The following is a 24,698-nucleotide window of genomic DNA, read 5'->3' as shown; positions in this document are numbered from 1 at the left end:
ACAACCCGCTGCGCTTCCAAGGTCAGTATTTCGATCCGGAAAGCGGCCTGCACTACAACCGCCATCGCTACTACAATCCGGATGTTGGTCGTTACCTGACGCCGGATCCGGTGAAGTTGGCGGGTGGGATCAACGCGTACCAGTACGTGCCCAATCCTACGGGTTGGGTGGATCCCCTTGGACTAAATGCTAGCTGCACTGGCTCAGTAAAGAAAAACCCAACCTGCGCTATACCTGTTGAACCTGAAGTACCTAATATATCTCGTAAAGGAGCGTTCCGCGAAGCAAAAAGAGACGCCAATATACCGATGGCACAACAACCTGATGTAATTACCGCCCCGAGGTCTGGCATAAAGAAACAATACAGCATTGTGAAAATGTCAGATATAAACGAAAAAGCAATTTTAGATAGCTCGGGAAAACCTATTCACACGAGGGTCTACCAATATACGAGGGCTGATGGATCCAAGGTGTTAATACAAGACCATTCAGCCGGGCATAAATTCGGCGCTCCAAACGGAGTGGGCAATCAAGGCGCTCACTTCAATCTGCGTCCATTTGATACACCGCGAACCGGCAGCGTTCCGGGAACAAAAGACCATTACGTATTCAAGGATAAAAAATGAAACACTGGAACGATCTTGACGGGACTATATTTTTTAACAAAGTGTTTAGCCAACCAATTGAAATCGGCAAAGCTTACATTCATTCACTGGGCATAGAAAATGACCAACCCTCTTTTGGAATAGGTTTTGACATACCAGACTTCCCTGATGTGTTGCCTGAAAAATGGAAGAACAAAGGATATAACACGTGCAGAATTGCACTGAGCTGTTCCGAAATCAGCAACTTAAAAATAGTAAACCTCCCGCGCAGGGAGATTTTCAGAATAAATATAAAGCGAGAAAACGGGTACTTTTTTCTCACCGCAAACTCAAAAAACGCTTCTATTGAACTCAAAGCCAAGTGGCTCTCCATGGAAGGGCCGACAGTTTATATAAATAGCCCCGAACCAGGAGACTATGACTGGGCAGACAATACTCTATAAAAATCAAAAACGTGATTTACGCAACCGTTCCTATGAATGCTATAGCGAACGTCAATTCGCCGACCCGGCCCACCCCACCTAAACTCTGTCCAAGTTGTTCCAACGGACAAAGGACTCACGATCATGGGCAAACGTCACCCCAATCTCCCCGCCTGGCAATGGCGTCATTACCCACAAAACCATCAGCACCCGACCAACCTGGCGTTGCACCTGATTGCCGTGCCGCTGTTTATCGTCGGTTTCCTGCTGATCGTTTCAGGGGTGTTCAGCCTGAGCCTGGCCAGCTTGGCTATCGGTGTGGTCGGCATCGTGGCGGGCCTGGCGTTGCAGCGTCACGGCCACAGCCTGGAAGCCCAGGCCAGTGAGCCGTTCAGCGACCGTAAAGATGCGGTGCAACGCCTTGTTGTCGAGCAGTTCGTGACCTTCCCGCGCTTTGTGTTGAGCGGTGGCTGGTGGCGTGCCTGGCGGCAACGTCACCACCACTGAAGGGGCTTAGGCGAACACCACCACGGTCTGGCGGCTGAGGGCGATCAACTCGCCGGTCGGGCTCCACAGCGCAGCGGCCGCATGGCCGTAGCCGTCGCGGGCATGTTCGATGTTGACGTGGTATTGGCACCAATCGAGGGTGGTCAGGTCTTGCAGCGGCTGGATGAACTCGATGGTCCAGGTCAGGGTGCTGCCTGGCGCAGGCTTTTTCAGGTGTGGCAGCAGGGCCGGCGGCCAGGCGTCGACCAGGGCGAGGATATGCGCCTCGGTCAGTGGCTCTTCTTTCACATCCCCGCGCAACCGTACCCAACCGCCCATGTCGCGGGATTTGTTACCGGTGAACGGCAGGCCGCCGACACTCCAGCGCATCGCCAGATGGCGCATGAATTCAGGGGTGACGCCCTTGATGTAGGGCAACTCCTGACATTCATCCCAATGTTTGAATACCGGCGGAGCTTCGCTCGCCACGTCAATTTCCGATGCTCGAGACGCGCCAAAGCTGGCCTGGACCAGGGTCGCCACTTCGCCGTTCTGCAACACGCGGCCGAGCAACTGGCTGACGGCCTTGCCTTCGCGCAACACTTCGACTTGATAACTGGCGGGCACATCCGGCGCGACCGGGCCGACAAAGGTGATGGCCAGGGAGCGCAAGGGGCGATCCGCCGGCACCTGCGCGCGCAGGGCCTCATATTGCAGGGCGGCGACCAGGCCGCCAAAGGTGGCTCGGCCCTGAGCCCATTCGGCAGGAATGGTGACGTCCAACGGGTTGCTTCGGGCAGCGTCGAGCAAATCACTAAAGCGCATGGCGACCTCACATCAAGAAAATCGATGGGGAATCTTAACCATCGAGACGGACCGGCACACCGCCCATTCCGGCCAAAAGCCGGACCGCGTTAAAAACAATCGGCGCTGAGTTTGTCCAGCACACGGTCAGCCTGCCCTTGAGCCTTGAGCATGGTGCGCTGCCAGATGGCAACGCAGGGTTGCAGATCCGCCTGCTGCCCGGCCTGGGCCAGCCACTGCCAGCAGTCATGCCAGTCGCCCAGGGCGCTTTGGGCTTTCTTCAATCGCGACATGGCGTTGGGGGATAGCTTGTCCAGTTCGGGGTAAGCCTCGGCGGCGTAACGCACGCGCTTGATCAGCAACCGCAGGCGGTGGCGATCATGCTCGGGATCCTTCAGGGCTTCATCGAGTTTCTGCCATTGCTTGGCCAGGCGTTTCTCGATGCGCGGGCGCAGGCCTTTGAGCAGTTTCTGGTGCTGGGAGGCGCGAATAAAGCGTGGGAATGCATCCAGAATCAGTAACAGGTGCGCCAGTTCCGGGCTTTGCGCCACATGGCGATAGGCCTCGGGTTGCAGGCGCAGGCGCCGATCAGCCGCCTCGTGATAACCGTGCTGATGCAGATACGCCGCCAGGACCTCGCGGTCACGCAGCGGCGTGGTCAATTGGCCAACCGTACTGGCGGCCAATTCAAGCTGTTCCACACCGGGCAGCCCGCGCAAAGGCCGCAACAAGCTGCGCAAGCGCCGCACGGTGGTGCGCAAATCATGCAGGGCTTCATCGTCAGTGACGGCGGCGAGGCGAGCCTGGCAGCTCAGTAACCCTACTTCCAGGCCTATGACCTGGGCGACTAACTGATTGACCAACGCTGACATCCTGCCCTCACTTTCCAATGAATAATCCTACTCGCCGCTACAGGTCAACGCCCGGCGCGAGACTCACGAATATAGAACCGCGCCTTCTGGGCTTTGTTGGAGCACCCTTCAAACGCTTCAAACTGCTGCTGGGTCTTGGCGCCAGTCAATAGCGACAGAGCCTTGGAGTAGCTCACGGTGCCAGCAAAACCTTCAGCCTTGGCCAGATCGAGTTCTTTCCAGGCGGCATCCAATTGGGAACCGCAGCTGTCGCGGTAGGCCGTCTTGCCGGCACAGCCGGCCAAGGCCAGCACGATCACAGGCACACACATCCAGGCTTTCATTGATGACACCTCAAAATAAGCAAAATCATTCGTAGCCTGTAGACGTTGCCCACAGGGAAAAGTGCCTTGTCCCTAGCCTGAAATCGGTCGTACCTATTGCCAGAGCATACCCGAGCGCAAAGGTTATCCTCTAAAAATAACCGAAGATTGAAGCCGCCCCCCGGATGGGTGCATTGTGGGCACCTGTTTTGCGAAGGACTGGGACATGAAAAAACGTGTTGCCTTAGTGCTGGGCTCCGGGGGAGCCAGGGGCTACGCCCATATCGGGGTGATCGAAGAAATCGAACGACGCGGCTATGACATCGCCTGTATCGCCGGCTGTTCGATGGGCGCGGTGGTCGGCGGTATCTATGCCGCAGGCAAGCTGGACGAATATCGAAACTGGATCGAAAGCCTGGACTACCTCGACGTATTGCGCCTGGTAGATGTGAGCTTTCGCCTGGGTGCGATTCGTGGCGAAAAAGTTTTCGGGCAGATTCGCAAAATCGTCGGCGAGATCAATATCGAAGAGCTGCGCATCCCCTACACCGCTGTGGCCACCGACCTTACCAACCAACAGGAAATCTGGTTTCAGGAAGGCTGCCTGCACCAGGCCATGCGCGCATCGGCGGCGATCCCAAGCCTGTTCACCCCGGTGATGCAAGGCAACCGGATGCTGGTGGACGGCGGGCTGCTCAACCCGCTACCCATTGTGCCGGTGGTGTCGAGCCACTGTGACTTGATCATCGCGGTCAACCTCAACGCCACCAACCAGAAGCACTATCAGTTGCCGGTGATCCAGCGCCCGCCGGCGTTCAAAAGCCGCTTCAACAGCCTGGCCAAGTCACTCGGATCGCACCTGCCATTTCGCCGCAAACAGGCCGAGCAGTTGATGAAGCTCGAACAGGAAGCCTTGCAGGCCCAGGCAGCAGAGATCAACCCGTGGCTGGAGTCGGCTGAACCCGAATCCCAGCAACCCGCTGCCGCGCCGGAAAAAGCCGGCGCACCGAAGTCGGCGACCGGCTCGTTCATCATCGATAACGTCGGGCCTGCGTCGCTGCTGGACCTGATCAACCAGAGTTTCGAGGTGATGCAAACCTCATTGGCGCAGTACAAGATCGCAGGCTACCCGCCAGATGTGCTGATCAACGTGCCGAAGCGAGTGTGCCGGTTCTTCGAGTTCTACAAGGCGCCGGAGCTGATCGCCTTGGGGCGGGAGATCGCCAGTGATACGTTGGATCGGTATGAGAGTGAGCAGAGTTGAGCGCGTGGGTGTTGCTGATGGCCTCATCGCGGGCAAGCCCCACATTTTAATCTGTGAATACACTCAAAATGTGGGAGGGGGCTTGCTCCCTCCCACAAAAACTCAAGCATTCAGCAGCCGATACCCCACCCCCGCCTCGGTCACGATAAACCGTGGCTGCGTCGGGTCATCCGCGAGTTTCTGGCGCAGGTGCCCCACCACGATACGCAGGTAATGGCTGTCTTCGGTGTGAGTCGGGCCCCAGATGTCCTTGAGCAATTGCTGCTGGGTAATCACCCGCCCCGGATGCCGGGCCAGTTGCGCCAGCACTGCATACTCCTTGCGGGTCAACGCCACTTCGGCACCGTCCAGCAGCACGCGGCGATAAGCCAGGTCCACCGTCAGCGGGCCGAAATTCAAGGCGGCTTCCTGGGCCTCTCCCGCCGGTGCCTGACGCAACAACGCACGCACCCGAGCGAGGAATTCCTGGATGCCGAAGGGCTTAGTCACGTAGTCATTGGCGCCACCGTCAAGAGCCTCGACTTTCTGGCCTTCACTGGCCCGCACCGACAGCACCAGCACCGGTACCGTCGACCACTCGCGAAACTCGCGCAGCACCTGCTGGCCGTCCATGTCGGGCAGCCCCAGGTCGAGCACCAGCAGGTCCGGTTTGTTCAGGGCCGCTTGCGCCAGGCCTTCGTTGCCGGTGCCGGCCTCGATCACCTTATAGCCCTGGGAGGCCAGGCTGATGCGCAGGAATTTGCGGATCTGCGGTTCGTCATCTATGACGAGAATCGTCGCGGTCTGGCTCATGGTGTCCGTCAAAATTCGTTAAAGAATCACCCCATTCAGGAGCCATTCAAAGGTCAGTGTCCAAGCCAGGTTGAGATTGTAGCGGCAGAAACAACGTGATGCAGGTACCCCGCCCATCAATGCCATCGGCCACGCTGATATGCCCACCATGCGCACCGACCATGCCCTGGCAGATCGCCAGGCCAAGGCCGGTGCCCTGCCCGCCCCGATCACCGCGGGCAGCGGTATAGAACATGTCGAAAATCTTCGCACGCTCCTCCTCGGGAATCCCCGGCCCTTCATCCGCCACGGCAAAAAACAACTGCTCATCCTGCACGCCAGCGCGCAACTGCAAGCGACCCTGGGGCGGCGAAAATCGGGCGGCGTTTTCCAGCACATTGACCAACGCCTGTTCGATCAACGCCGCATGCACATACAACAAGGGCAGTTCCGACGGCACCTCGGTGCTCACTTGCAATGGCGCCAGCACCGCGCGCAAACGCCCGAGGGCACTGCCGACGATATCACCGGGCGACACCCAATCGCGCGCCAGTTTCAGCGCGCCGTGGCCCAGCCGCGTCATGTCCAGCAGGTTCTGGATATAGCGGTCCAGGCGCTCGGCCTCATCACGGGTGCCTTCAAGCAATTCGCGACGATCCTCCATGGGAATGGCTTCGCCGAGGGCCAGCAGGCTATCGATACTGCCGCGCATGGAGGTCAACGGCGTGCGCAAATCGTGGGACACCGACGCCAGCAAGGCGCTGCGCAGTTGTTCGGTTTCACCGTGCAGACGCGCCGACTCCAACTCTTGCCCCAACTGCGCCCGCGCCAGCGCCTGGGCCAGTGGCTGGCTCAAGGCAGTGAGCAAACGTCGGCGTTGCCCGCTCAACTCCAGGCCCGGTTTGGCGCTGACACCGAGCAAGCCCAGCGGCCCCTCTTCACCCGACAACGGCCACCACCACCAACGTCCGAACGGCAAGGTGCCGGTGCCCATACCGGCAGGCTGATCATGCTGCCAGGCCCAATCGGCGGCAGCGCGTTCGGCTTCGGTGAGGGTCAGCGGGCCACCGGTCTCGACCGTCCAGCCGCCCTGACCGTCGCGATTGACCAGACACAAGTCAAGATCGCGCCAGCCTTGCAGATGGTGGGCGGCGGCGCTGATCACGGCTTGGCGATCGGTGGCCGCCGTGAGCTTGCGCGACAGGTCGAGCAGCTCGCTGGTTTCTTCCTGGGTATCGCGCAACGCCTGCAGCTGGCGGCGCTGGCGCGCGGCGAGGTTGCCGGTCAGGGCTGCCATCAGCAGGAAGAACAGCAGGGTCAGCACATCCTCTTCGCGCTGAATGGCGAAAGAAAAGTTCGGCGGGATAAACAGAAAATCGTAGGTCATGAACGACAGCGCCGCGCACACCAGCGACGGCCCCAGGCTGCTGCGCACCGCCACCAGCAATACGGCAGCGAGAAACACCAGCGAGATATTCGGCAGCGGCAACACACTGGACACGGCCCAAGCCACGGCCGCAGCAACCACCGTGGCAACCACCGCCAAAGCGTAATCGAACCACACTAACCCGCGCACATCCGGCAAGCGTGGCGCCGCCGGAATGTCATCGCTGTCGAGGACATTGATTTCCAGGCCACGGGCATTGCGCAACAGCCGCGCCGCCAAGCCACCACCGAACAAGCGCCGGCGCCAGCGCATCCGCGACTGCCCCACCAGCAACAAGCTGGCACGGCGTTCGGCGGCGTGCTGGATCAGGGTCTTGGCGACCTCCCCGGCCCGCAGTAACACCACTTCGCCGCCCAACCGCTCCGCCAGTTGCTGGGCGTTCTGCAGACGCAGGCGCGATTGCTCATCCCGCGCTCGGCCGTTGTCGACGTGCACCAGGCTCCAAGGCAAATGCCGACGCTGGGCCACGCGACTGGCATGACGCACCAGGCGTTCGGCTTGCGCATCGCCATCCACGCCCACCAGCAAACGCCCACGTACCGCCGGCGCGGCCTGTCCGAGTTGGCGATAGCCCTGGGCCAGATCATCGTCGACGTGGGCGGCGGCGGTTTGCATCGCCAGTTCGCGCAGGGCCATTAGGTTGGTCTGGGTGAAAAACGCATCGATAGCCGCACGCGCCTGTTCGGGCACATACACCTTGCCGTCACGCAGGCGTTCGAGCAGTTCGCGCGATGGCAGGTCGATCAGCAACAGTTCGTCGGCCTCTTGCAGCACCCAGTCCGGCAGGGTTTCGCGCACTTGCACGCCGGTGATGCCACGCACCTGATCATTGAGGCTTTCCAGGTGCTGGACGTTGACCGTAGTGAACACGTTGATGCCGGCGGCGAGCAGTTCCTGAATGTCTTGCCAGCGCTTTTCATGGCGGCTGCCGGGGGCGTTGCTGTGGGCCAGCTCATCCACCAGCACCAGCTTGGGCTTGGCGGCGAGCAGGCCGTCGAGGTCCATTTCTTCAAGCATTACGCCACGGTACTCGCTGCGTAGCAGCGGTTGTTGCGGCAGGCCGCTGAGCAAGGCTTCGGTCTCGGCGCGGCCGTGGGTTTCGACCACACCGGCAATCAGGCTTACGCCTTGGCGCAACTGGGTGTGGGCCGCCTGGAGCATGGCGTAGGTCTTGCCCACGCCGGGCGCGGCGCCGAGGAAGACTTTGAGCCGGCCACGGCCAGCCCGGGGCAGATCGGCTAACAGGGCATCGGCGCGGCCGGAGTCGCTCATACGGGTTCCTTCAGGCAGGTATTTTCAGGTCAATGAAGATCAACTGTGGGAGGGAGCTTGCTCCCGATAGCGGTGTATCAGCGACAGATATTTCGACTCAACCACCGCTATCGGGAGCAAGCCCCCTCCCACAGGGGTTCAGAGTTTTTCCAGGGCCATGTTGAGGGCCAGGACATTCACCACCGGCGGCCCTACCAACGGGCTTTCGATGTGCTCATCCAGCAACCGCTGCAAGGTCGCCACCGGCACATTGCGCGCTGCCGCCACTCGCGCCAGTTGATAGGCAATCGCCTGCGGTGGCAAGTGGGGATCAAGGCCGCTGCCGGAGGTCGTCAGCGAGGCCAGTGGCACCGGGCCCTGGCCAGGCACTGATTGTTTGCCGGCATCCTCGACTATGCGGGTCGCCAAGGCCGGATTGCTGGGGCCCAGGTTACTGGCACTGCTGGACACCGTCGCAAAGGCTCCTGCTGACGGGCGTGGATGAAACCAGCGGTCGCCGGTAAAGTCCTGGGCGATCAGGCTGGAGCCGCGCACCTTGCCGCTGGCGTCGTGCACCAGGCTGCCATTGGCCTGATCGGGGAAGGCCACTTGCGCCACGCCCGTGACCACCAGCGGGTAGGCGACGCCGGTGATCAGGGTCATGAGTACCAGCAGACTCAGGGCGGGGCGGATGATGTTTGTCATAGTCAAATCCTCAATAAATCAGACAGGTCAAACCAGGTGCAGCGCCGTCAGCAGCATGTCGATGGCTTTGATACCCACGAACGGCACCAAGAGCCCGCCCAGGCCGTAAATCAGCAGGTTGCGCCGCAGCAAGGCCGCCGCACTCGCCGCTTGCACCCGTACACCGCGCAGCGCCAGGGGAATCAGCACCACGATAATCAAGGCGTTAAACACAATGGCCGAGAGGATCGCGCTCTGCGGGCTCTGCAAGTGCATGATGTTGAGCACGCCCAGTTGCGGGTAGATCGAGGCGAACAGCGCCGGCAGGATTGCGAAGTACTTGGCCACGTCGTTGGCGATGGAAAAGGTCGTCAACGCGCCACGGGTTACCAGCAATTCCTTGCCGATCTGCACCACGTCCAGCAGCTTGGTCGGGTCGCTGTCGAGGTCGACCATGTTGGCCGCTTCGCGCGCGGCCTGGGTGCCGTCGTTCATGGCCATGCCGACGTCAGCCTGGGCCAGCGCCGGGGCGTCGTTGGCGCCGTCGCCGCACATGGCAACCAGGCGACCATCGTTCTGCTCATGGCGAATACGCGCGAGTTTCTTCTCTGGCGTGGCTTCGGCCAGCACGTCATCCACCCCGGCTTCAGCGGCAATCGCGGCGGCGGTCAGGGGGTTGTCGCCAGTGACCATCACGGTGCGAATGCCCAGCTTGCGCAACTCGGCAAACCGCTCGCGGATGCCGGGCTTGACCACGTCCTTGAGATGGATCGCACCGAGCAATTTGCCATCGGCGCAGACCAGCAATGGGGTGCCGCCGCTTTGGGCGATCTTGTCGATTTCCCGCGACAGCGCAGGTAAAAGCTCGCTGCGTTGCTGGCCGATAAACGCCAGCAGCGAATCCACGGCGCCTTTGCGGAACACGCGGCCCTGATAGTCGACACCCGACAATCGGGTCTCGGCGCTGAAGGGTACGGCGGTCAATTCATCCAGGCTTGGCTCGGCCTGCGGGTGCAAGGCACGCAGGTATTCAACGATGGATTTGCCTTCCGCCGTGTCATCGGCCAGGGATGCCAGCAGCGCACCTTCAGCCAATTCCCGACCACTGACGCCAGGCGCCGCGACCACGGCCGAGCAACGACGGTTACCAAAAGTAATGGTGCCGGTCTTGTCCAGCAGCAACACATGCACGTCCCCCGCCGCTTCCACGGCGCGACCGGACTTGGCGATCACATTGAGACGCACCAGGCGATCCATGCCGGCAATCCCGATGGCCGAAAGCAAGCCACCAATGGTGGTGGGAATCAGCGTCACCAGCAGTGCGACCAGGAACACCAGAGGCAGGCTGCCATTGGCAAAATGCGCGAACGGCTGCAAGGTCACCACTACCAGCAGGAAGATCAGGGTCAGGCCGATCAGCAGGATATCCAGCGCGACTTCGTTGGGGGTTTTCTGGCGTTTGGCGCCTTCCACCAACGCAATCATGCGATCCAGTGTGGACTCACCCGGGTTGGCGGTGATGCGAATCAGCAGCCAGTCCGACACCAGCCGTGTGTTGCCGGTAACGGCTGAGCGGTCACCGCCGGACTCGCGGATGACCGGGGCGGATTCGCCGGTGATCGCCGCTTCGTTGACCGCCGCAATACCTTCGACGACCTCGCCGTCACCGGGGATCATTTCCCCCGCGGCAACACGTACCACATCGCCCTTGCGCAGGCTGGTGGCCGGCACCACCTTGAAGCTGCCATCGGCCTCCTGGCGCCGGGCGCTCAAACCTTCGCTGCCGGCCTTGAGGCTGTCTGCGCGGGCCTTGCCGCGGCCTTCGGCGAGGGCTTCGGCGAAGTTGGCGAACAGCACGGTGAACCACAGCCACACGGCGATTTGCACCGCAACAAAGGTGGGCACGGTGGTATCGGGCACAAAGCACAATACGGTGGTGAGGATGGCGGTCAGTTCGACCACCAGCATCACCGGCGAGCGTTGCAGTTGGCGTGGGTCGAGCTTGACGAAAGCCTGGACCAGCGCCGGGCGCCAGAGCGCCGAGATGGCGGTTTTGGCAGGCTCCTGGGTTTTGACCGGGGCCGCGTTTTTTGCAGGCATATTCATTTTCATGTCCCTTTAGAAGCCCATGCTCAGATGTTCAGCGATAGGCCCAAGCGCCAGCGTCGGCAGGAAAGTCAGGCCGCCCACCAGCAAAATGGTCACGGTCAACAAGGTCACGAACAGCGGGCCATGGGTGGGGAAGCTGTTCTGGCCAATCGGTGCGGCCTTCTTCATCGCCAGGCTGCCGGCCAGAGCCAGCACCGGGAGGATGTAGCCAAAGCGGCCGATCAACATGCCCAGGCCGAGCATCAGGTTATGGAACGCGGTGTTGGCACCGAGGCCGGCAAACGCCGAACCGTTGTTGGCACTGGCCGAGGTGTAGGCGTAAAGCAACTGACTGAAGCCGTGGGGGCCAGGGTTACTGATCGCGCCCGCCGGGCCCGGCAGGCTGGCGGCGATGGCACTCAACACCAGCACGCCGACCGGCATGACCAGCAGGGTCACCACCAGCAATTGCACTTCCTTGGCCTGGAGTTTCTTGCCCAGATATTCCGGCGTGCGGCCGATCATCAGGCCGGCGAGGAACACCGCGATCAGTACGTTAAGCAGCATGCCGTACATGCCAGCACCGACGCCGCCAAAGATCACTTCGCCAACCATCATGTTGACCAATGCCACCATCCCACTCAGCGGGCTGAGGCTGTCCTGCATACCGTTGACCGAGCCGTTGGATGCCGCGGTAGTGGTCACCGACCACAGCACGGTGCCGGTGGTACCGAAGCGTGTTTCCTTGCCCTCCAGCGGTGCGGTTTGCTCCACGGCCGGGTTGTTCAAGGTCGGATTGGGCTGGTATTCGGACCACAGCGACGTCGCGCCGCCGATCAGGAACAGCGCCAGCATACACGCGAGGATCGCCCGGCTCTGACGCAGGTCTTTGACGTAGTGGCCGAAGGTAAATACCAACGCCACCGGGATCAGAATGATCGAGGCCACTTCGAACAGGTTGGCCCAGGCTGTCGGGTCTTCGAACGGATGCGCCGAGTTCACCCCGAAGAAGCCGCCGCCATTGGTGCCCAGTTGCTTGATCGCAATCTGGCTGGCCGCCGGGCCCAAGGGAATCACTTGGTCCACGCCCTGCAGCGTGACGGCGTCAACATAGTGGGCGAAGGTTTGCGGCACGCCCTGCCACACCAGGAACAGTGCGAGCACCAGGCACAACGGCAGCAGGCCGTAGAGGGTGGCGCGCGTCATGTCGACCCAGAAGTTGCCCAAGGTCTGGGCAGATTTGCGCCCGATCCCACGGCACAAGGCAACCAGGACGGCGAGACCGGTCGCCGCACTGACGAAGTTCTGCACAGTGAGGCCGGCCATCTGGCTGAGATAACTTAGGGACGCCTCACCGCTGTAGTTCTGCCAGTTGGTATTGGTCATGAAACTGACGGCGGTGTTGAACGCCAGGGTCCATTCCTGGCCCGGCAACTTCTGCGGGTTCAGTGGGAGGGAGCCCTGGAATAACAGGATCGAGAACAACAACAAGAAGCCCGCCAGGTTGAACGCGAGCAAGGCCAGCATGTATTTCTGCCAGCTCTGTTCCTGCTGCGCGTCCACGCCCGAAAGGCGATAACAGGCCTTTTCGACAGGCCCCAACACCGGCGTCAACCACGTGCGCTGGCCTTCCATCACCTTGTAGTAGAACCGCCCCAAAAACGGTGCCGGCACCAGTACCACGGCAAAAAAGGCGATGATCAGCCAATAGTCATAACTGTGCATAGCCCGCTCCTAGTTCCGATCCGCGCGTAACAGCGCAACCAGCAGATAAATGAACAGCGCCACGGCCAATAGCAGTGACACTCCGTCCAGAACGCTCATGGAAATTTCCCCGTCTTGCGGCGATTGCCGCGTGTGGGGCAATTGTCGGCAGGAGTGGTGTAAAGGAACGAGAGCGAGGTGTTGGGTGGGGCGTAAAGATGGCGTAAAGAGTGGGTTTATGCCGGGTTTACAGGAGATTCGCAGTGGCAGGGCTTGCCCGCGATGGCGGCATGTCAGACACCACCGCCCTTATCTGGTGCGCGCCAAGCCACATTCAAACGCCAAACCGTCCCGCAGGCGACACCAGCACTGCTTTGCGACAGGGTTTCGTAGCCTGGCATAACCACTGCAACACCCTGAATCATTCCAACCCCTTCAGGGAGCACGCGAAAATGACCACACACCTAAAACCCACCTTGGGCACCCTGCATCTATGGGGCATCGCCGTCGGGCTGGTGATTTCCGGCGAGTACTTCGGCTGGAGCTATGGCTGGGGCGTGGCCGGCACCTTGGGCTTCTTGGTGACCTCAATGATGGTCGCCGCCATGTACACCTGCTTTATCTTCAGTTTCACCGAGCTGACTACCGCGATTCCCCATGCAGGCGGGCCGTTTGCCTACAGCCGTCGCGCCTTTGGTGAAAAAGGCGGCTTGATTGCCGGGCTCGCTACCTTGATCGAATTCGTCTTCGCCCCGCCCGCAATTGCCCTGGCCATCGGCGCCTACCTGAACGTGCAATTCCCGGCACTTGATCCCAAGCACGCCGCCGTCGGCGCTTATATCGTGTTCATGGGCCTGAACATACTCGGGGTCAAACTTGCCGCGACCTTTGAGCTGGTGGTGTGCGTACTCGCCGTCGCCGAACTGCTGGTGTTCATGGGCGTGGTCGCCCCGGCGTTCAGCTTCAGCAACTTCGCCCTCAACGGCTGGGCCGGTTCCGACACCTTCGGCGCGCCGGCGATTGCCGGGATGTTTGCCGCTATTCCCTTCGCCATCTGGTTCTTCCTCGCCATCGAAGGCGCGGCCATGGCCGCCGAAGAAGCCAAGGACCCCAAACGCACGATTCCAAAAGCCTATATCAGCGGCATCCTGACCCTGGTGATCCTGGCCATGGGCGTAATGTTCTTCGCTGGCGGCGTAGGCGACTGGCGCACCTTGTCGAACATCAACGACCCACTACCCCAGGCGATGAAAACCGTAGTCGGCGAAAGCTCCGGCTGGCTGCACATGCTGGTGTGGATTGGCCTGTTCGGGCTAGTGGCCAGCTTCCACGGCATCATCCTCGGCTACTCGCGCCAGTTCTTCGCCCTGGCCCGCGCCGGTTACCTGCCGCCCTTCCTGGCCAAACTGTCGCGTTTTCAGACACCCCATCGAGCAATTATTGCCGGCGGCCTGGTCGGCATCGCGGCCATCTACAGCGACGGCCTGATCAACCTGGGCGGCATGACCCTGACCGCCGCCATGATCACCATGGCGGTGTTCGGTGCCATCGTCATGTACATCATGAGCATGCTCAGCCTGTTCAAACTGCGTAAGACCGAGCCCCTGCTGGAACGCACCTTTCGCGCACCGGGCTACCCCATCGTGCCGGGTATTGCACTGGTACTGGCAGTGGTGTGCCTGGTGGCGATGGCCTGGTTCAACGCCCTGATCGGGCTGATCTTCCTGGGCTTTATGCTGGCAGGCTTCATCTATTTCCAACTGACCGCGCAAGACCGCGCCGACGCCCCGACAGATGCGATGTTGACGGGACTATAGCGCCCGCGAGGCAGAACGGGCCTACACTGAACTACTCAGAAAGCCCGTGACTCAAAGCAGTCATTACCGTGGGAAACTTTCCCACGGACATCTGCCTCAAGGAGAGCCTTATGCCGTGGTATGCGTGGTTGATTATGGTAGTCGCAATCGGGTCGATCGTCGGAGGGCTGATGATGCTGCGCGACAGCGCCAACAAAGTCGAACTCACCGACGAACAACGTAAACGCGTGGCCGAGCGCAATGCGCAGGCGGATGCCAAGGATGCGCAGGATCGCTGAACCTTGAGTTACTCCCAATCCGCCTTGGCGATATGCAAACCGTGCTGCCCCTTGTAGGCAGCACGTTCCGGCTGGCTCCAGCCATTGAGCAACTCATCCTCCAACCGGTAGATCTCCACCCCCAACGGACGACACACCGTCAGCGGATCCTGCGCATCCGGCCCCCACATCGGTAGCGATAAATCCCCGCCAGGGCACGTCGACAACGCACACAGCAAATCAATCTCGGCAAAAAACTCCAGGTAATCACCCTTCTGCGCCGGACAGGCTTTCATAAAGTACATGTCATCGTGATTGAGGCCCGTGCACTGGAAAATATTCAACACGTCATGCACGTCGAATTCCGTCAGCCCATGGGGCAATACCGCACGGGTCAGGTTCGAGTGGCAATGGTGATGAAAGTCCTCCCCAGTCAGCATCCGGTTCACATAGGGATCGCAGCGCGTACCGAGCAAATCGTGCAAGCGTCCGCCGTATTCATCGATGCCGTAACTGGCGAGGCTGTCGTCGGTGATGGTCACCAGTGGCCGTAGAAAAGGCAGGTTCGACCACAAGCGATCATGGGTGCTGACATGGGCACCCTGAAGCTGCCGAGTGCGCGCAGCCCACAAACGCTCGCGCGGGTCATTGGCGTTCCATACGTTGAAGTCCCCCACCTGCGGGCCCACCGGCGTGGTCACACGGAACACATGCCCGGCCGGCACTTTCCATGCCCTGCCCGTACGGATAGGTACCTCGAACTGTTCGATCAACGTGCGCTGGGTTTTCTGATCACGAATGCGCTCATAGAACGCCGTATCCACCTGCAATGCTGAGCCTTTGCTGACTTGGTACGCGGCCGGATAGTCTTTGTACATGGGGCAATCCTCCATCAAGGGTGATCAAACAAGGCCAGGGAAAGATGTTCCGAATCATCCAGGTACAGGCTCATCGCCTCGCTGGCGGCCTGGGTTTGGTTGCGGGTTAACAGCGTGTATATCTCATGGTCGCGCTCCAGCCAGGGTAACTGGAAACTCTGCTCATCCGGCGCGGCGCAAAACACCAGGCGCAGCTGGGCGATCACCTGGGCAAAAAACTCGTCGAACAGTGGGCTGTCCATCAACGCGACGATCTGTTGGTGGAAAACAAGACTGTGGGTAGCCACCGCTCGCCAATCTTCGCGCTCCCGGGCCAGGGTGGTGGCGTCGATAGCGTTTTGCATGCGGCCTGATTGAGTGTCCGTCAGCGGGCCGCTTTGGGCTATGGCCTGCAGTTCCAGGGTGCGGCGGACTACGAAGAGGTCACGTACTTCTGCCCGCTGCAGGCGCCGAACCATTACGCCCTTATTGCGGACATAGCGGGTAAGCCCTTCTTGGCCCAAGCGATGCAACGCCTCACGGATAGTATTGCGCGAGGCGTTGTAGCCCTTGACTAAGTCGGCCTCGACGAGCGACACACCCGGCAGCAGCCGCCCGCCGATAATGTCGGCGCGTAATTCCAGGACGATTTGGTCGGCTAAAGACAAGCTGGACGTCATGTACACCTCAAGATTGTTGAACAATCGTTGAGTTGAATGTAATCACGTTTCATGCCAACGCGGCCTGAGAGTAAATAGACGCAGCTTTGATAAAGGAAAGGCCGGTCAATGACCGGCCTTCTGGGGCTAGCTTCGCATCTTCAATTAATAACCAATCTGTCGCGATTCTTCTCCAGCAGTGCTTTACCGATGCCTTTTACTTCCAGTAGCTCATCCACCGCCGTGAACGGACCGTTGCTTTCGCGATACGCAACGATTGCCTTCGCCTTGGAAGCGCCGATACCGAACAGGTCGCGGCGCAGGGTTTCGGCATCGGCGGCGTTGAGGTTGACCTTGGTGGATTGCTCGATCTTGGTCATTTGGGTGGAGATCGGGGCGGGGGCTTCCGGCTTGATGGAAGGCGCAGCGATGGTGGCGACGGAGAGGGAGGTGAGGAAGGCGAAGACGAGGGACGAGATGTAGAGGTTTTGCATTGGTGACGCTCCATGACATGAGTGAGGTAAAGCAGCTTTTCCGAAGCTGCTTCTCTAACTTAGGCGAATGTTGGAGGGTGTCAAAAATCGGTGAGTAACAGAGTATGAATGATGCCTAACTCATGACCCAATGATAAAGTTGCGCCTGATAATGAGACTCTAACCAAGGACTGCGCGGTGAAAAAGCAATATTTGAACCTGATCGGATTGGCGCTTTTCATCCTGTCGATGGTCTCGATTTTCTCGTTTTATCCAGGTGCGATGACATGGGACAGCATGGACCAGCTCAGACAAGCGAGAGCCGGGGAATACAGCGATTGGCAACCGCCCACAATGGCTTACGTATGGAGTTGGTTGCTGCCCCTTACAAATGGTCCGGGAGGAATGTTCCTATTGCAGTGCGGCCTGCTATGGGCAACCGTGCTAATTTTATATAAAACGTGTATTAGAGAGGGATACTCCTATGGCATGCTTTTCTTGCTGATACCCATTGCTCCCTGGATCTTAAACTTCGAATTTACCCTCTGGAAAGATGTGGCCATGGCCTACTCCTGGGGCCTGGCTACTGCGATCTGCTTATATTATAAAGACCACCAAAAATTCCCCAAGACTGCTGCGCTCCTTGTCTCAGCATTATTTATATACGGTGCGTTAGTGCGAACCAACTCTTTAAGCGCCGGGATCTTTTTACTGCCATTCCTGATCAACTCTATTTTAAAAGTTCACACCATCAAGAGCACAATATTTTTTATCTTCATCAGCAGCGCGATAATCGGCCTGGCGCATTTATGCGTCACCCCTTTGATTGGGGCAAAAAAAGCCAACTCAGTTAGTTATGTGATGTTCGATGACATCGTTGCACTCAAAGTCAGAGGTGTGGAAGTGCCTGTAAGCTTTTTGAGCCCGGACGACATGAATGCCATCAAACAGTGTGAGTATCTGAATGTTCATGAAGTAGGCGCCGCCTTTTGTCTGAGCAATGAAAAATTCACCACCATAACCCAAGCTCATTATCAGGAACTCAAAGACGCGTGGATCCAGTATGTGCCGCGAAATATTCTGGAGTATGGAGCATTCCGGTTGAATGCTTTTTTAAACTTCATACGCTCGCCCTCCCTCCCTCCATATTACCCTACTGAATTCCGTGTCATGAATCAGCCGTATGAGCCCAATGCAGGGATCAGGTCGGTCTCGCCGGTAGAAAAATATATCGCTGATTACGTTACAACCTCGATAATAATACTTCCCGAACTGTTCAAACCTTATAGCTGGCTTATCATATCCATATTATTGATTGGCGCATTTCAACTCAGCCGACACTGCAGGGCACATTCACTTTGGCTTTTACCCCTGTCAGGGCTGTCCTACACGACAAGCTATCTACTCATCACACCGGCCAACGACCTGCGATACGCCTACTGGATGATTTTTATAACTACTCTTTCAATCGTTCTGTTCATAAATATCCACTTTAAAAAACCGGCCACATCCGGTTGAGTCGAAAGCTGCGCTCCCTCCCCTCCGCCCCCATTTTTTCCGTAAACGAGCGCTCGCCCGAGTCTGAAGCTCTCTTTACGTACCGATCATGAGGGTTTCAGTACGAACGCGGATCCGGTAGGGTCGCTACAGGCTAGCGACTCGACCTCAAACCGCATCAAGGCCGATTGCCTGCATGTAGGACAGATACCATCATCATATGATTTAATTACACGTCACTACTTGGACCGACGTCGGCATTCGGTCGTGTTCCCAGGACGAATGCCGATAACTCTGCCTGAGCCAAAAAACCAAAATGGGTAGTTGTTGATGCAAAATTATGAAATTCACGGTATCGGCATTGTTAATATTGGTAAAAACTGTTCGATTGGCAATAACGTAAAGTTCATCTTCAAGAGTAACAGAACGCTAACCCTGGGTGACTATGTCATCCTGGGAGATGGTGTAAAAGTCATCATTGAAGACGGCGATGTATTAATTGATGATTGGAGCACCCTGCACTCGGACTGCCTTGTATTAAGTACGAAGGGCGTATCAATAGGACAACACTGCTGGTTTGGCCAAAACTGTGTGATTGACGGCACAGGCGGCCTGACGATCGGCAATGGTGTTAGAGTTGGTATGTATTCGCAGATTTGGACGCACATAGCCGCAGGTGAACAGATTGAAGGCTGCCTCTTCTACTCCGCCGACCCGGTAGTCATCCAGGACAATGCCTGGTTGGTGGGCTCATGCACTGTCGGCTCTGGTGTCACGATTGGTAAGAGAACCGTGTGCCTCAGCGGCTCGAACATTATCAAGTCGGTGCCAGAAAACGTTACGGTTGCTGGCGCCCCCGCCAAAGTCAAAGAAAGTATCAACGCTTACGCGCACAAGTCGCTGGATGAGAAGTTTGAAATGCTTTGCAGTTGGATCAAGGACTTCTGTGATGCATCCAACCATGCTTTCGCGTTCAAAAATGAAGACAACGATAAGCTGACAATTCACTCAACCGGCGACTTGAACGACCAAATCATTATGTTCAAGTACACTGAAAGCTACAGCGCTGCGGTCAATCAAGAAATCAAATCCAAAGCCTGCATCGAAAGCAAAACCTACACCAAAGGATTTACACTTTCCGAAGAAAGGGTAATGCGCTACCTGTCCGGCAACAAAGCACGGTTTCTAAGGGGTTAACTAAAACTGGCGTGCTTATCACCATGCGGTGATAAGCACCGGTTTCACGTCGACACAGGCTATCGAGCCAACCACATAAACGCTACATCCCGATTCGACCTCATCAGGCGAACTGCTCATATGAAAGAGCCATCGCATATCGACCTGTTAACGAGGATTGTAACTACCGAAACATGACTTAAACAACACCGTCAAGACAGACAGATTACCCCTCACACTGCTAATTTTTGTCGGTACTTCACCTTTAGGGTATCGCCGCACGGTAGGCAGTTCAACACAACGATATCCCAACCTTGGGGCCCGACATGACAGGTAAGCGAGTAATTCATACGTCATAAAGACATCACGGAACACAGCCAACTTGGGATCCAGTAGCATTTTCCGGCTATACGCCCGAAAGCCCTGAGTCGTGTCTGTCCACTTGAACCCGGAGAACTGGCTCAACATCGGAGCATGGATAAAGCGAATGGCGAAGTCTCTTGATTTGGGGGTATTTTCAGCCACGCCCCCTGCAACGAATCGCGAAGCTTGTACAAAATCAGCGCCCTGCTCCAGCGCTGCTATAAAGCGCGGAATGGCTTCTGGATCATCTTTATCATTACCATCGATGGTAACGATGCCCTCATAACCCTGATCGAGCGCAAAGGAGTAAGCGCAACGAAGCTGTGCACTAAGTTTTCCTACGGCCGTCTTGACCAGTAGCCCCCGTACGCCAAGCGGCTCCAAATCCTGCAACTCCAGCGAACCATCCGTGGTGCCGCCATCAACAATGATGATGTCAGCAATATTCTCGACGTGAAGTGCGGACATCCTCGCGAGCAAATTTTTAATTCGTTCACCTTCGTTAATGACAGGGATTACGACGCACGAGGAGTGTTGGCGCCCAAGCCAGAGTGGGGTGTCATACGCGGGTACTTGCCATGTTGCGCGGACAACAGCAATATCCGAAAGGATCATTTGGATTTCCATCAAGTCACGCGAGCTGTGATCAGCCCGACGCCGGCGATTATCAGTACGATCCCGACCGCTGTGGTCCAGTGGAAGGATTCACGAAAAAAAACAACCGAAAACACAGCAACGGTCGCAATCGCTCCAGCCGTCAGGACCGGGTGGGCAACATTCATCGGGAGACGCGCCAATGCTGCTGCATAAAGAACAAACGCCCCACCATACAAACCAAGCCCTAGCCAAAATGGCCAGTTACTCAACGCGGTCATGGGATCGCTGGGGGATGGAAACTTACGTGGTGGAATCATGGACATCTTCACCAACACGCTTGCGGACGCATTGCAAAGAATACCAAGAATGAGAATGAGCCATTTCATACTCATACACTGACCCCACGGTAACGAAGAGTGGCTACCTGGATAGCGCGTTTAATCGACGCTAAATGTGGCTCGTTCCCGGTTGCTACCATTTCTATGGAAACGAGATGAGCCGGCAGGTAGCGCCCCAGCGCGGCGGCCATTGCCACGTGGTCAGTATGGCCATCGCCCAAAGGTAAAAGATTGGGCTCGCTGGCATGCACATGCCCGATCAATTGAGCACAATCTCCCAGGACCTCCAGCGGATCTTCCCGGTTAATCGCGAGTGCGCCTGTGTCAAACTGCATACGGATAGAAGGATGCGCGACAGCACGAACCACCCTGGCAGTCTCAACATTCGTGGTCATAAAATTCGCGCCGTAACACGCGGGGTTGGGCTCCAGACAGAGCGTCACGCCGTACGCCTGAGCGAGATCGCCCAACTCGCGAAAAAAGGGAATCGCAATGTCCAGCGCCTCTTGATCATCCAGTCCAGCGCGATCCCGATTTCTCGGTGAGCCAAAAACTAGTCGCGTCCCGCCCAAGCCGGCACCGATCCGACATATTGCGGCCAAGTGTGTAAGCAGATCAGCCCGACTTTGCGCGGAACCAAAGATATTCAGTCCCGCCGTACCAAACAACAACGCCTGCATACCGGTGATTTCGACTCCTCGCTCAGCCCACCAAGCTTTGACTTGAGCGATATCCTCACCTGTCGCTTTGGTAGGTTCAGGAAAATACTTGCCAGGGGCAATATCTATCGCGTCTACAGCAAACTGCCGAAGCAAGGCAGCGACGGCTTCATCCTCGCAAATGTCCCATGCAATGTTGGATATAGCCAACCTCATGTCTTCGACCCTATGTCAGGTTTAATCGTGCGGGACTCAGACTGCGCGTATGCTCTGACCGCCAGCATAGTTTCGCGAACACTATTTTGATAGAAACCAGCAGCATCGAATATGTGAGCGTATTTGGTACGCAGGTCATACGACGCAGGCGAGTGGCTCAAGGTATGGGAAAAAGGCCGACCAAAACCTTGCAGCGAAATCTGCTCCACACTGACGGGTGCCGCCGTCAGGTGGATCAACTTGAGCTTGGCATCAAGCGCTGTTTGGATGTCATGCCAGAGGTTGACCATGGGGTAAAATTGGAACACGCCCCGGCTATCCACTGCGTGAAGATTGTGGTCATTCAAAAAATCAAAAATAACATTCTTACGTAGCCCCGGGCCCACGAGTCCCGGCAAACGCACAACAAGACAACTCGAAAAATGTTTCTCAACAAACACTTCCAATATCCGACGATGCAAACCGTAAGCGTGCAAACCTGATTCGTCTACAGGAGCATCCTCATCGACCCCTATAGGATGCTTGAAAACATCTACCGTACTGATCAAAATAAAGGTCTTGCATTCTATGGTTTTAAGATGATCAATCAATGTCTCAATCTTCTTGAGGTCATCTTCAGGCTCCCGGTTAGCAAGCCATTTTTGCGCGGGAGCAGCCGCACACACGACGCTATCAAATGACTGATGATCGATGTCACCGATATTCGTTGAGCGGTACAACGACGCGAAGGCAGTTTGCTTGAGGAGTGTGCCCCCTACATATCCAGAATATCCAATCAGCGCGTTACGCATCCGTACCTCCAGACATCGACGTGGCTCGATCGCTATCGGTGAAAAAACTCTCAGCATCCAGCTTTTCAAGCACGTCATAAATATTGTCGATTTTACCACCCAGCACTGAGTAGGCGCCTGGCAAACCAGTGTGTTTCTCAAATAGAATCGGCCTTCCGTCGTCGCCTTCATTCTTCAGTAAAACGGTTTTAACCTCAAATAATGAGTCAATATGTTTGGCCTTTAACGCCTCAGGAATATAGCGACCTACGTCCCTGAGCATCTTATCAACGCGCGTGGCACGATCGTATTGGCCAAGTTTCTGATAAGGATCGAGCCCTTGCCGATCATTCCAATGAAGGTGCGGTGTATAGCGCACATGAGACAACGTATGGAGCCCGCGTGCGGGAAACGGCATCATCGAGAAGAACGGACCATCCATCACTGTGACGCCCACATTCTCAAGTGCAGGCGGCATCTGGAGCAGGGCCATTTCTGTAATCTCTTGCTTTAGGCCTAAACCGACGCCTGGAAAGTCTCCGCCAAATTGGTTTAGTCCGCTATACGTACAGTTGAATACATAGCGACAGGCGATGACTTGCTGCCCTCCCTGCACAGGGTCAGCTACCACCGCCAGCGGTGCCAGCCGCCCTTTTGAAATAGCCACAACGCGGGTTTGATAATGAACCTGCACGCCACACTCTTTAAGTTCCCGCGAAGCCCACGTGGAAAGTTGCGAGGTGTCAAATGCGCACTCATTGACCCAATATACCTGCTCAATTAATCGAGGTTCAAACAACGCACGTAAAGAAGGCTCAGCCGGCTTGATGCCTGCGCCGATCTCCCGGCAAAATCGCTCAAACTGTTTAGCCGTAACTTTTGAGTTGCGTCGGGCAATAGCATAGAGCTTGGTGAAGTCTTGCTTTATGGCGAGCGGCCAGTCCCGAACAAATTTCGGCAGGTTTACTCGACTGCGATAGGCAGTGGTGAAACTGCGCGGGTAATGGTAGCCGTTATGGACACGCGCCTGGTTGTTATAAGACGCACGCATCAATAACGCCGACTCGCGCTCAATTAATAGAATACGCTTGAATCCACGTTGCCTGGCCAGATAAATAGCGATAGCGGCGCCGTAGAACCCCCCCCCGATGACTATCGCATCGTGGCATATGTCGCCTTGGTTTAGCCCCGACATCAGGCACGGTCACTGGTCGGAATTACCTTATCCGCCGACTCTGACACCCACTCCTCAACATTCAATTTTTCACAACGGGTCATCCGCGCACTGGTGAACTCTTGCCCAACATGATAAAGAGGCCCCTCGTTCGACAGGCTTGCCATGTTTAGAATGTATTCACCCAATACCAACAACACCAGAGAGATGAGAAAGAACATACCAGATTGTTGCAACGAGAGACTGATCCAACCTGGGGCAACATCGCTTTTTAAAATGCCTACGGCAATGACGTAAATGCAGTACAGCAGGTTTGCAATGGCCCCAAACAACGAGAGAGACGTGACCAATCGCATTGGAGCGCGTGTAGTCGAGATCAGCAAGCGCATGCCACGATCAATGCTTTCACCCAGGCGTTTACGCTGCGAGGTTTGCGGGGTAGAACTGTAATTCAAATATGCTTTGGCAAAACCACCCGTTGCAGGTAAGTGCCTATAGGTCATTACAGGCTGCGGATGCTGAAGAATGAAATTGATTACTCGCTTGCTCAAAATGCGATACTGCGGCGCCTCCCTGGCCAGATGCACGCCGTTAAATCGGTTGTAAAGGCTATGAAAAACAAAATTAGCCGCTCGGTACATTGGCCCCTGCGCGGGCTTCATGGCGTTATTAGCAAATACAACATCGGCGCCGCTCAGCGCTTGATCAAGCATAGTCGGGATAAAGGCTACATCATCGGCTAATGGGTCAATTACAACGACGAAATCTCCCAGCGCATTTTCCAGGCCAACCCAAAATGCGGTGTCCGTATCCACTTCCTTGGTAAGTGCATACACCTGCAGATTTGCGAGTCCGTTTTCAGCCGTGAGTCCTTTCAATACCGACACGCTGTCATCGTCGGAGGCATTATCCACCACAATCAATTCATAATCCGCGACAGTATCAGCAATGATAAGCGCTGCATCAGCGAGAATTCTCGCCACACTGCCCGACTGATTTCGTGCCACGAACACGACAGACAAAAAACAGGGGAAATAATCCATGCCTAACTCTCAAAAAACTAATGCCGAAGCCGAGATCTAAAGGGGCCACTAATCGCCCCCCCCACCAACGTGTCCGAAATGGCCACATACCATGACCATCAC

At 57.1% G+C, this 24,698-nt stretch carries 26 protein-coding genes; 8 read left to right on the top strand and 18 right to left on the bottom strand.

Features of this window, described 5'->3' with window-relative positions; genetic code table 11:
• The 3 genes from E4O97_RS18530 to E4O97_RS18520 all read left to right on the top strand — a co-directional run.
• Window positions 1-626: RHS repeat-associated core domain-containing protein (locus tag E4O97_RS18530; protein ID WP_248161903.1), on the top strand; the 626-nt coding region annotated here is incomplete at its 5' end.
• Window positions 623-1,048, top strand: coding sequence for an Imm50 family immunity protein (locus tag E4O97_RS18525; RefSeq protein ID WP_103733589.1), 426 nt, complete (start codon window positions 623-625; stop codon window positions 1,046-1,048). The genes E4O97_RS18530 and E4O97_RS18525, both read left to right, overlap by 4 nt.
• 123 nt (window positions 1,049-1,171) lie before the next feature.
• Window positions 1,172-1,534, top strand: coding sequence for an Mpo1-like protein (locus E4O97_RS18520; RefSeq protein ID WP_005786360.1), 363 nt, complete (start codon window positions 1,172-1,174; stop codon window positions 1,532-1,534).
• Between the two features lie 6 nt (window positions 1,535-1,540).
• Here E4O97_RS18520 and E4O97_RS18515 read toward each other — a convergent pair whose 3' ends face one another.
• The 3 genes from E4O97_RS18515 to E4O97_RS18505 form a co-directional block, all read right to left on the bottom strand.
• Window positions 1,541-2,338 carry a thioesterase family protein gene (locus tag E4O97_RS18515; RefSeq protein ID WP_032877154.1) on the bottom strand — a complete coding sequence of 266 codons (798 nt, stop codon included), beginning with the start codon at window positions 2,336-2,338 and terminating at the stop codon, window positions 1,541-1,543.
• A gap of 89 nt (window positions 2,339-2,427) precedes the next feature.
• Window positions 2,428-3,189, bottom strand: a complete 762-nt coding sequence (locus tag E4O97_RS18510; RefSeq protein WP_005786356.1) for a CHAD domain-containing protein — start codon at window positions 3,187-3,189, stop codon at window positions 2,428-2,430.
• A gap of 44 nt (window positions 3,190-3,233) precedes the next feature.
• Window positions 3,234-3,512, bottom strand: a complete 279-nt coding sequence (locus E4O97_RS18505) for a hypothetical protein (RefSeq protein WP_005786355.1) — start codon at window positions 3,510-3,512, stop codon at window positions 3,234-3,236.
• Between the two features lie 205 nt (window positions 3,513-3,717).
• Between E4O97_RS18505 and E4O97_RS18500 the strand changes: the two genes are divergently transcribed.
• Window positions 3,718-4,755, top strand: a complete 1,038-nt coding sequence (locus E4O97_RS18500; RefSeq protein ID WP_216090938.1) for a patatin-like phospholipase family protein — start codon at window positions 3,718-3,720, stop codon at window positions 4,753-4,755.
• 102 nt (window positions 4,756-4,857) lie between these two features.
• Here E4O97_RS18500 and E4O97_RS18495 read toward each other — a convergent pair whose 3' ends face one another.
• The 6 genes from E4O97_RS18495 to kdpF all read right to left on the bottom strand — a co-directional run bounded on the left by E4O97_RS18495 (window position 4,858) and on the right by kdpF (window position 12,820).
• Window positions 4,858-5,547, bottom strand: a complete 690-nt coding sequence (locus E4O97_RS18495; RefSeq protein WP_078820683.1) for a response regulator — start codon at window positions 5,545-5,547, stop codon at window positions 4,858-4,860.
• A 46-nt stretch (window positions 5,548-5,593) separates the two neighbouring features.
• The gene (locus E4O97_RS18490; protein WP_248161901.1) at window positions 5,594-8,245 is read right to left on the bottom strand and encodes a sensor histidine kinase KdpD; all 2,652 of its coding nucleotides are present in this window, start codon (window positions 8,243-8,245) and stop codon (window positions 5,594-5,596) included.
• 138 nt (window positions 8,246-8,383) lie between these two features.
• Entirely contained in the window at window positions 8,384-8,929 is a 546-nt protein-coding gene (gene kdpC, locus E4O97_RS18485; protein ID WP_248161899.1) for a potassium-transporting ATPase subunit KdpC, read from the bottom strand.
• 27 nt (window positions 8,930-8,956) lie between these two features.
• Window positions 8,957-11,014: a potassium-transporting ATPase subunit KdpB gene (gene kdpB / locus E4O97_RS18480; RefSeq protein ID WP_177464404.1), complete on the bottom strand. Its 2,058-nt coding sequence runs from the start codon at window positions 11,012-11,014 to the stop codon at window positions 8,957-8,959.
• A 12-nt stretch (window positions 11,015-11,026) separates the two neighbouring features.
• Window positions 11,027-12,721 (bottom strand): potassium-transporting ATPase subunit KdpA, encoded by a 1,695-nt coding sequence (kdpA, locus tag E4O97_RS18475; RefSeq protein ID WP_216090934.1) that lies wholly within the window; start codon window positions 12,719-12,721, stop codon window positions 11,027-11,029.
• 9 nt (window positions 12,722-12,730) lie between these two features.
• Complete coding sequence (kdpF, locus tag E4O97_RS18470; RefSeq protein ID WP_003218754.1) at window positions 12,731-12,820, bottom strand: K(+)-transporting ATPase subunit F; 90 nt, start codon at window positions 12,818-12,820, stop codon at window positions 12,731-12,733.
• Window positions 12,821-13,152: 332 nt separating this feature from the next.
• Between kdpF and eat the strand changes: the two genes are divergently transcribed.
• Both eat and E4O97_RS18460 read left to right on the top strand, forming a co-directional pair.
• On the top strand, window positions 13,153-14,517 hold the full coding sequence (gene eat / locus E4O97_RS18465) for an ethanolamine permease (protein ID WP_248130586.1): 1,365 nt from the start codon (window positions 13,153-13,155) through the stop codon (window positions 14,515-14,517).
• A gap of 110 nt (window positions 14,518-14,627) precedes the next feature.
• Entirely contained in the window at window positions 14,628-14,795 is a 168-nt protein-coding gene (locus tag E4O97_RS18460) for a DUF2897 family protein (RefSeq protein WP_003172675.1), read from the top strand.
• An 8-nt stretch (window positions 14,796-14,803) separates the two neighbouring features.
• On the opposite strand, the gene E4O97_RS18455 is transcribed toward E4O97_RS18460, so the two are convergent.
• The 3 genes from E4O97_RS18455 to E4O97_RS18445 form a co-directional block, all read right to left on the bottom strand.
• A complete protein-coding gene (locus E4O97_RS18455) occupies window positions 14,804-15,652 on the bottom strand; it encodes a DUF1989 domain-containing protein (RefSeq protein WP_032877162.1) in 849 nt (282 codons plus the stop codon).
• Window positions 15,653-15,666: 14 nt separating this feature from the next.
• Window positions 15,667-16,311, bottom strand: a complete 645-nt coding sequence (locus tag E4O97_RS18450; RefSeq protein WP_216090932.1) for a GntR family transcriptional regulator — start codon at window positions 16,309-16,311, stop codon at window positions 15,667-15,669.
• A gap of 140 nt (window positions 16,312-16,451) precedes the next feature.
• Window positions 16,452-16,784 (bottom strand): ComEA family DNA-binding protein, encoded by a 333-nt coding sequence (locus tag E4O97_RS18445; protein ID WP_148852309.1) that lies wholly within the window; start codon window positions 16,782-16,784, stop codon window positions 16,452-16,454.
• 177 nt (window positions 16,785-16,961) lie between these two features.
• Here E4O97_RS18445 and E4O97_RS18440 point away from each other — a divergent pair, with 177 nt between their 5' ends.
• Together E4O97_RS18440 and E4O97_RS18435 are read left to right on the top strand one after the other, a co-directional pair.
• The gene (locus tag E4O97_RS18440) at window positions 16,962-18,281 is read left to right on the top strand and encodes a hypothetical protein (RefSeq protein WP_216090931.1); all 1,320 of its coding nucleotides are present in this window, start codon (window positions 16,962-16,964) and stop codon (window positions 18,279-18,281) included.
• Window positions 18,282-18,590: 309 nt separating this feature from the next.
• Window positions 18,591-19,457 carry an acyltransferase gene (locus E4O97_RS18435; protein WP_216090930.1) on the top strand — a complete coding sequence of 289 codons (867 nt, stop codon included), beginning with the start codon at window positions 18,591-18,593 and terminating at the stop codon, window positions 19,455-19,457.
• A gap of 147 nt (window positions 19,458-19,604) precedes the next feature.
• Here the strand turns inward: E4O97_RS18435 and E4O97_RS18430 are convergent, their stop codons facing one another.
• Genes E4O97_RS18430 through E4O97_RS18405 form a run of 6 tightly spaced genes read right to left on the bottom strand, consistent with a single transcriptional unit; the run spans window position 19,605 to window position 24,596 of the window.
• Window positions 19,605-20,414, bottom strand: a complete 810-nt coding sequence (locus tag E4O97_RS18430; protein ID WP_148852312.1) for a glycosyltransferase family 2 protein — start codon at window positions 20,412-20,414, stop codon at window positions 19,605-19,607.
• Between the two features lie 11 nt (window positions 20,415-20,425).
• Window positions 20,426-20,788 (bottom strand): SMR family transporter, encoded by a 363-nt coding sequence (locus tag E4O97_RS18425; RefSeq protein ID WP_241092111.1) that lies wholly within the window; start codon window positions 20,786-20,788, stop codon window positions 20,426-20,428.
• A complete protein-coding gene (locus E4O97_RS18420) occupies window positions 20,785-21,609 on the bottom strand; it encodes a sugar phosphate isomerase/epimerase family protein (RefSeq protein WP_148852313.1) in 825 nt (274 codons plus the stop codon). The genes E4O97_RS18425 and E4O97_RS18420 overlap by 4 nt, the downstream gene beginning before the upstream one ends.
• Window positions 21,606-22,400, bottom strand: a complete 795-nt coding sequence (locus tag E4O97_RS18415) for an NAD(P)-dependent oxidoreductase (protein ID WP_148852314.1) — start codon at window positions 22,398-22,400, stop codon at window positions 21,606-21,608. Before E4O97_RS18415 ends, E4O97_RS18420 begins: the two co-directional genes overlap by 4 nt.
• Window positions 22,393-23,574, bottom strand: coding sequence for an FAD-dependent oxidoreductase (locus E4O97_RS18410; RefSeq protein WP_148852315.1), 1,182 nt, complete (start codon window positions 23,572-23,574; stop codon window positions 22,393-22,395). Before E4O97_RS18410 ends, E4O97_RS18415 begins: the two co-directional genes overlap by 8 nt.
• Window positions 23,574-24,596, bottom strand: coding sequence for a glycosyltransferase (locus E4O97_RS18405; RefSeq protein ID WP_148852316.1), 1,023 nt, complete (start codon window positions 24,594-24,596; stop codon window positions 23,574-23,576). The genes E4O97_RS18410 and E4O97_RS18405 overlap by 1 nt, the downstream gene beginning before the upstream one ends.
• Between the last annotated feature and the right edge of the window lie 102 nt (window positions 24,597-24,698).

The organism is Pseudomonas sp. W15Feb34, assembly GCF_023127765.1.
GTDB lineage: Bacteria > Pseudomonadota > Gammaproteobacteria > Pseudomonadales > Pseudomonadaceae > Aquipseudomonas > Aquipseudomonas synxantha_A.
Note: the sequence above shows the minus strand (reverse complement) of the source record. Positions and strands in the feature narration are given on the sequence as shown.

Bases quoted from the DNA above. Each gene is read 5' to 3' on its own strand.
- E4O97_RS18525 (WP_103733589.1), top strand. From the start codon at position 623: ATGAAACACTGGAACGATCTTGACGGGACTATATTTTTTAACAAAGTG.
- E4O97_RS18520 (WP_005786360.1), top strand. From the start codon at position 1,172: ATGGGCAAACGTCACCCCAATCTCCCCGCCTGGCAATGGCGTCATTAC.
- E4O97_RS18515 (WP_032877154.1), bottom strand. From the start codon at position 2,338: ATGCGCTTTAGTGATTTGCTCGACGCTGCCCGAAGCAACCCGTTGGAC.
- E4O97_RS18510 (WP_005786356.1), bottom strand. From the start codon at position 3,189: ATGTCAGCGTTGGTCAATCAGTTAGTCGCCCAGGTCATAGGCCTGGAA.
- E4O97_RS18505 (WP_005786355.1), bottom strand. From the start codon at position 3,512: ATGAAAGCCTGGATGTGTGTGCCTGTGATCGTGCTGGCCTTGGCCGGC.
- E4O97_RS18500 (WP_216090938.1), top strand. From the start codon at position 3,718: ATGAAAAAACGTGTTGCCTTAGTGCTGGGCTCCGGGGGAGCCAGGGGC.
- E4O97_RS18495 (WP_078820683.1), bottom strand. From the start codon at position 5,547: ATGAGCCAGACCGCGACGATTCTCGTCATAGATGACGAACCGCAGATC.
- E4O97_RS18490 (WP_248161901.1), bottom strand. From the start codon at position 8,245: ATGAGCGACTCCGGCCGCGCCGATGCCCTGTTAGCCGATCTGCCCCGG.
- kdpC (WP_248161899.1), bottom strand. From the start codon at position 8,929: ATGACAAACATCATCCGCCCCGCCCTGAGTCTGCTGGTACTCATGACC.
- kdpB (WP_177464404.1), bottom strand. From the start codon at position 11,014: ATGAATATGCCTGCAAAAAACGCGGCCCCGGTCAAAACCCAGGAGCCT.
- kdpA (WP_216090934.1), bottom strand. From the start codon at position 12,721: ATGCACAGTTATGACTATTGGCTGATCATCGCCTTTTTTGCCGTGGTA.
- kdpF (WP_003218754.1), bottom strand. From the start codon at position 12,820: ATGAGCGTTCTGGACGGAGTGTCACTGCTATTGGCCGTGGCGCTGTTC.
- eat (WP_248130586.1), top strand. From the start codon at position 13,153: ATGACCACACACCTAAAACCCACCTTGGGCACCCTGCATCTATGGGGC.
- E4O97_RS18460 (WP_003172675.1), top strand. From the start codon at position 14,628: ATGCCGTGGTATGCGTGGTTGATTATGGTAGTCGCAATCGGGTCGATC.
- E4O97_RS18455 (WP_032877162.1), bottom strand. From the start codon at position 15,652: ATGTACAAAGACTATCCGGCCGCGTACCAAGTCAGCAAAGGCTCAGCA.
- E4O97_RS18450 (WP_216090932.1), bottom strand. From the start codon at position 16,311: ATGACGTCCAGCTTGTCTTTAGCCGACCAAATCGTCCTGGAATTACGC.
- E4O97_RS18445 (WP_148852309.1), bottom strand. From the start codon at position 16,784: ATGCAAAACCTCTACATCTCGTCCCTCGTCTTCGCCTTCCTCACCTCC.
- E4O97_RS18435 (WP_216090930.1), top strand. From the start codon at position 18,591: ATGCAAAATTATGAAATTCACGGTATCGGCATTGTTAATATTGGTAAA.
- E4O97_RS18430 (WP_148852312.1), bottom strand. From the start codon at position 20,414: ATGATCCTTTCGGATATTGCTGTTGTCCGCGCAACATGGCAAGTACCC.
- E4O97_RS18425 (WP_241092111.1), bottom strand. From the start codon at position 20,788: ATGAGTATGAAATGGCTCATTCTCATTCTTGGTATTCTTTGCAATGCG.
- E4O97_RS18420 (WP_148852313.1), bottom strand. From the start codon at position 21,609: ATGAGGTTGGCTATATCCAACATTGCATGGGACATTTGCGAGGATGAA.
- E4O97_RS18415 (WP_148852314.1), bottom strand. From the start codon at position 22,400: ATGCGTAACGCGCTGATTGGATATTCTGGATATGTAGGGGGCACACTC.
- E4O97_RS18410 (WP_148852315.1), bottom strand. From the start codon at position 23,574: ATGTCGGGGCTAAACCAAGGCGACATATGCCACGATGCGATAGTCATC.
- E4O97_RS18405 (WP_148852316.1), bottom strand. From the start codon at position 24,596: ATGGATTATTTCCCCTGTTTTTTGTCTGTCGTGTTCGTGGCACGAAAT.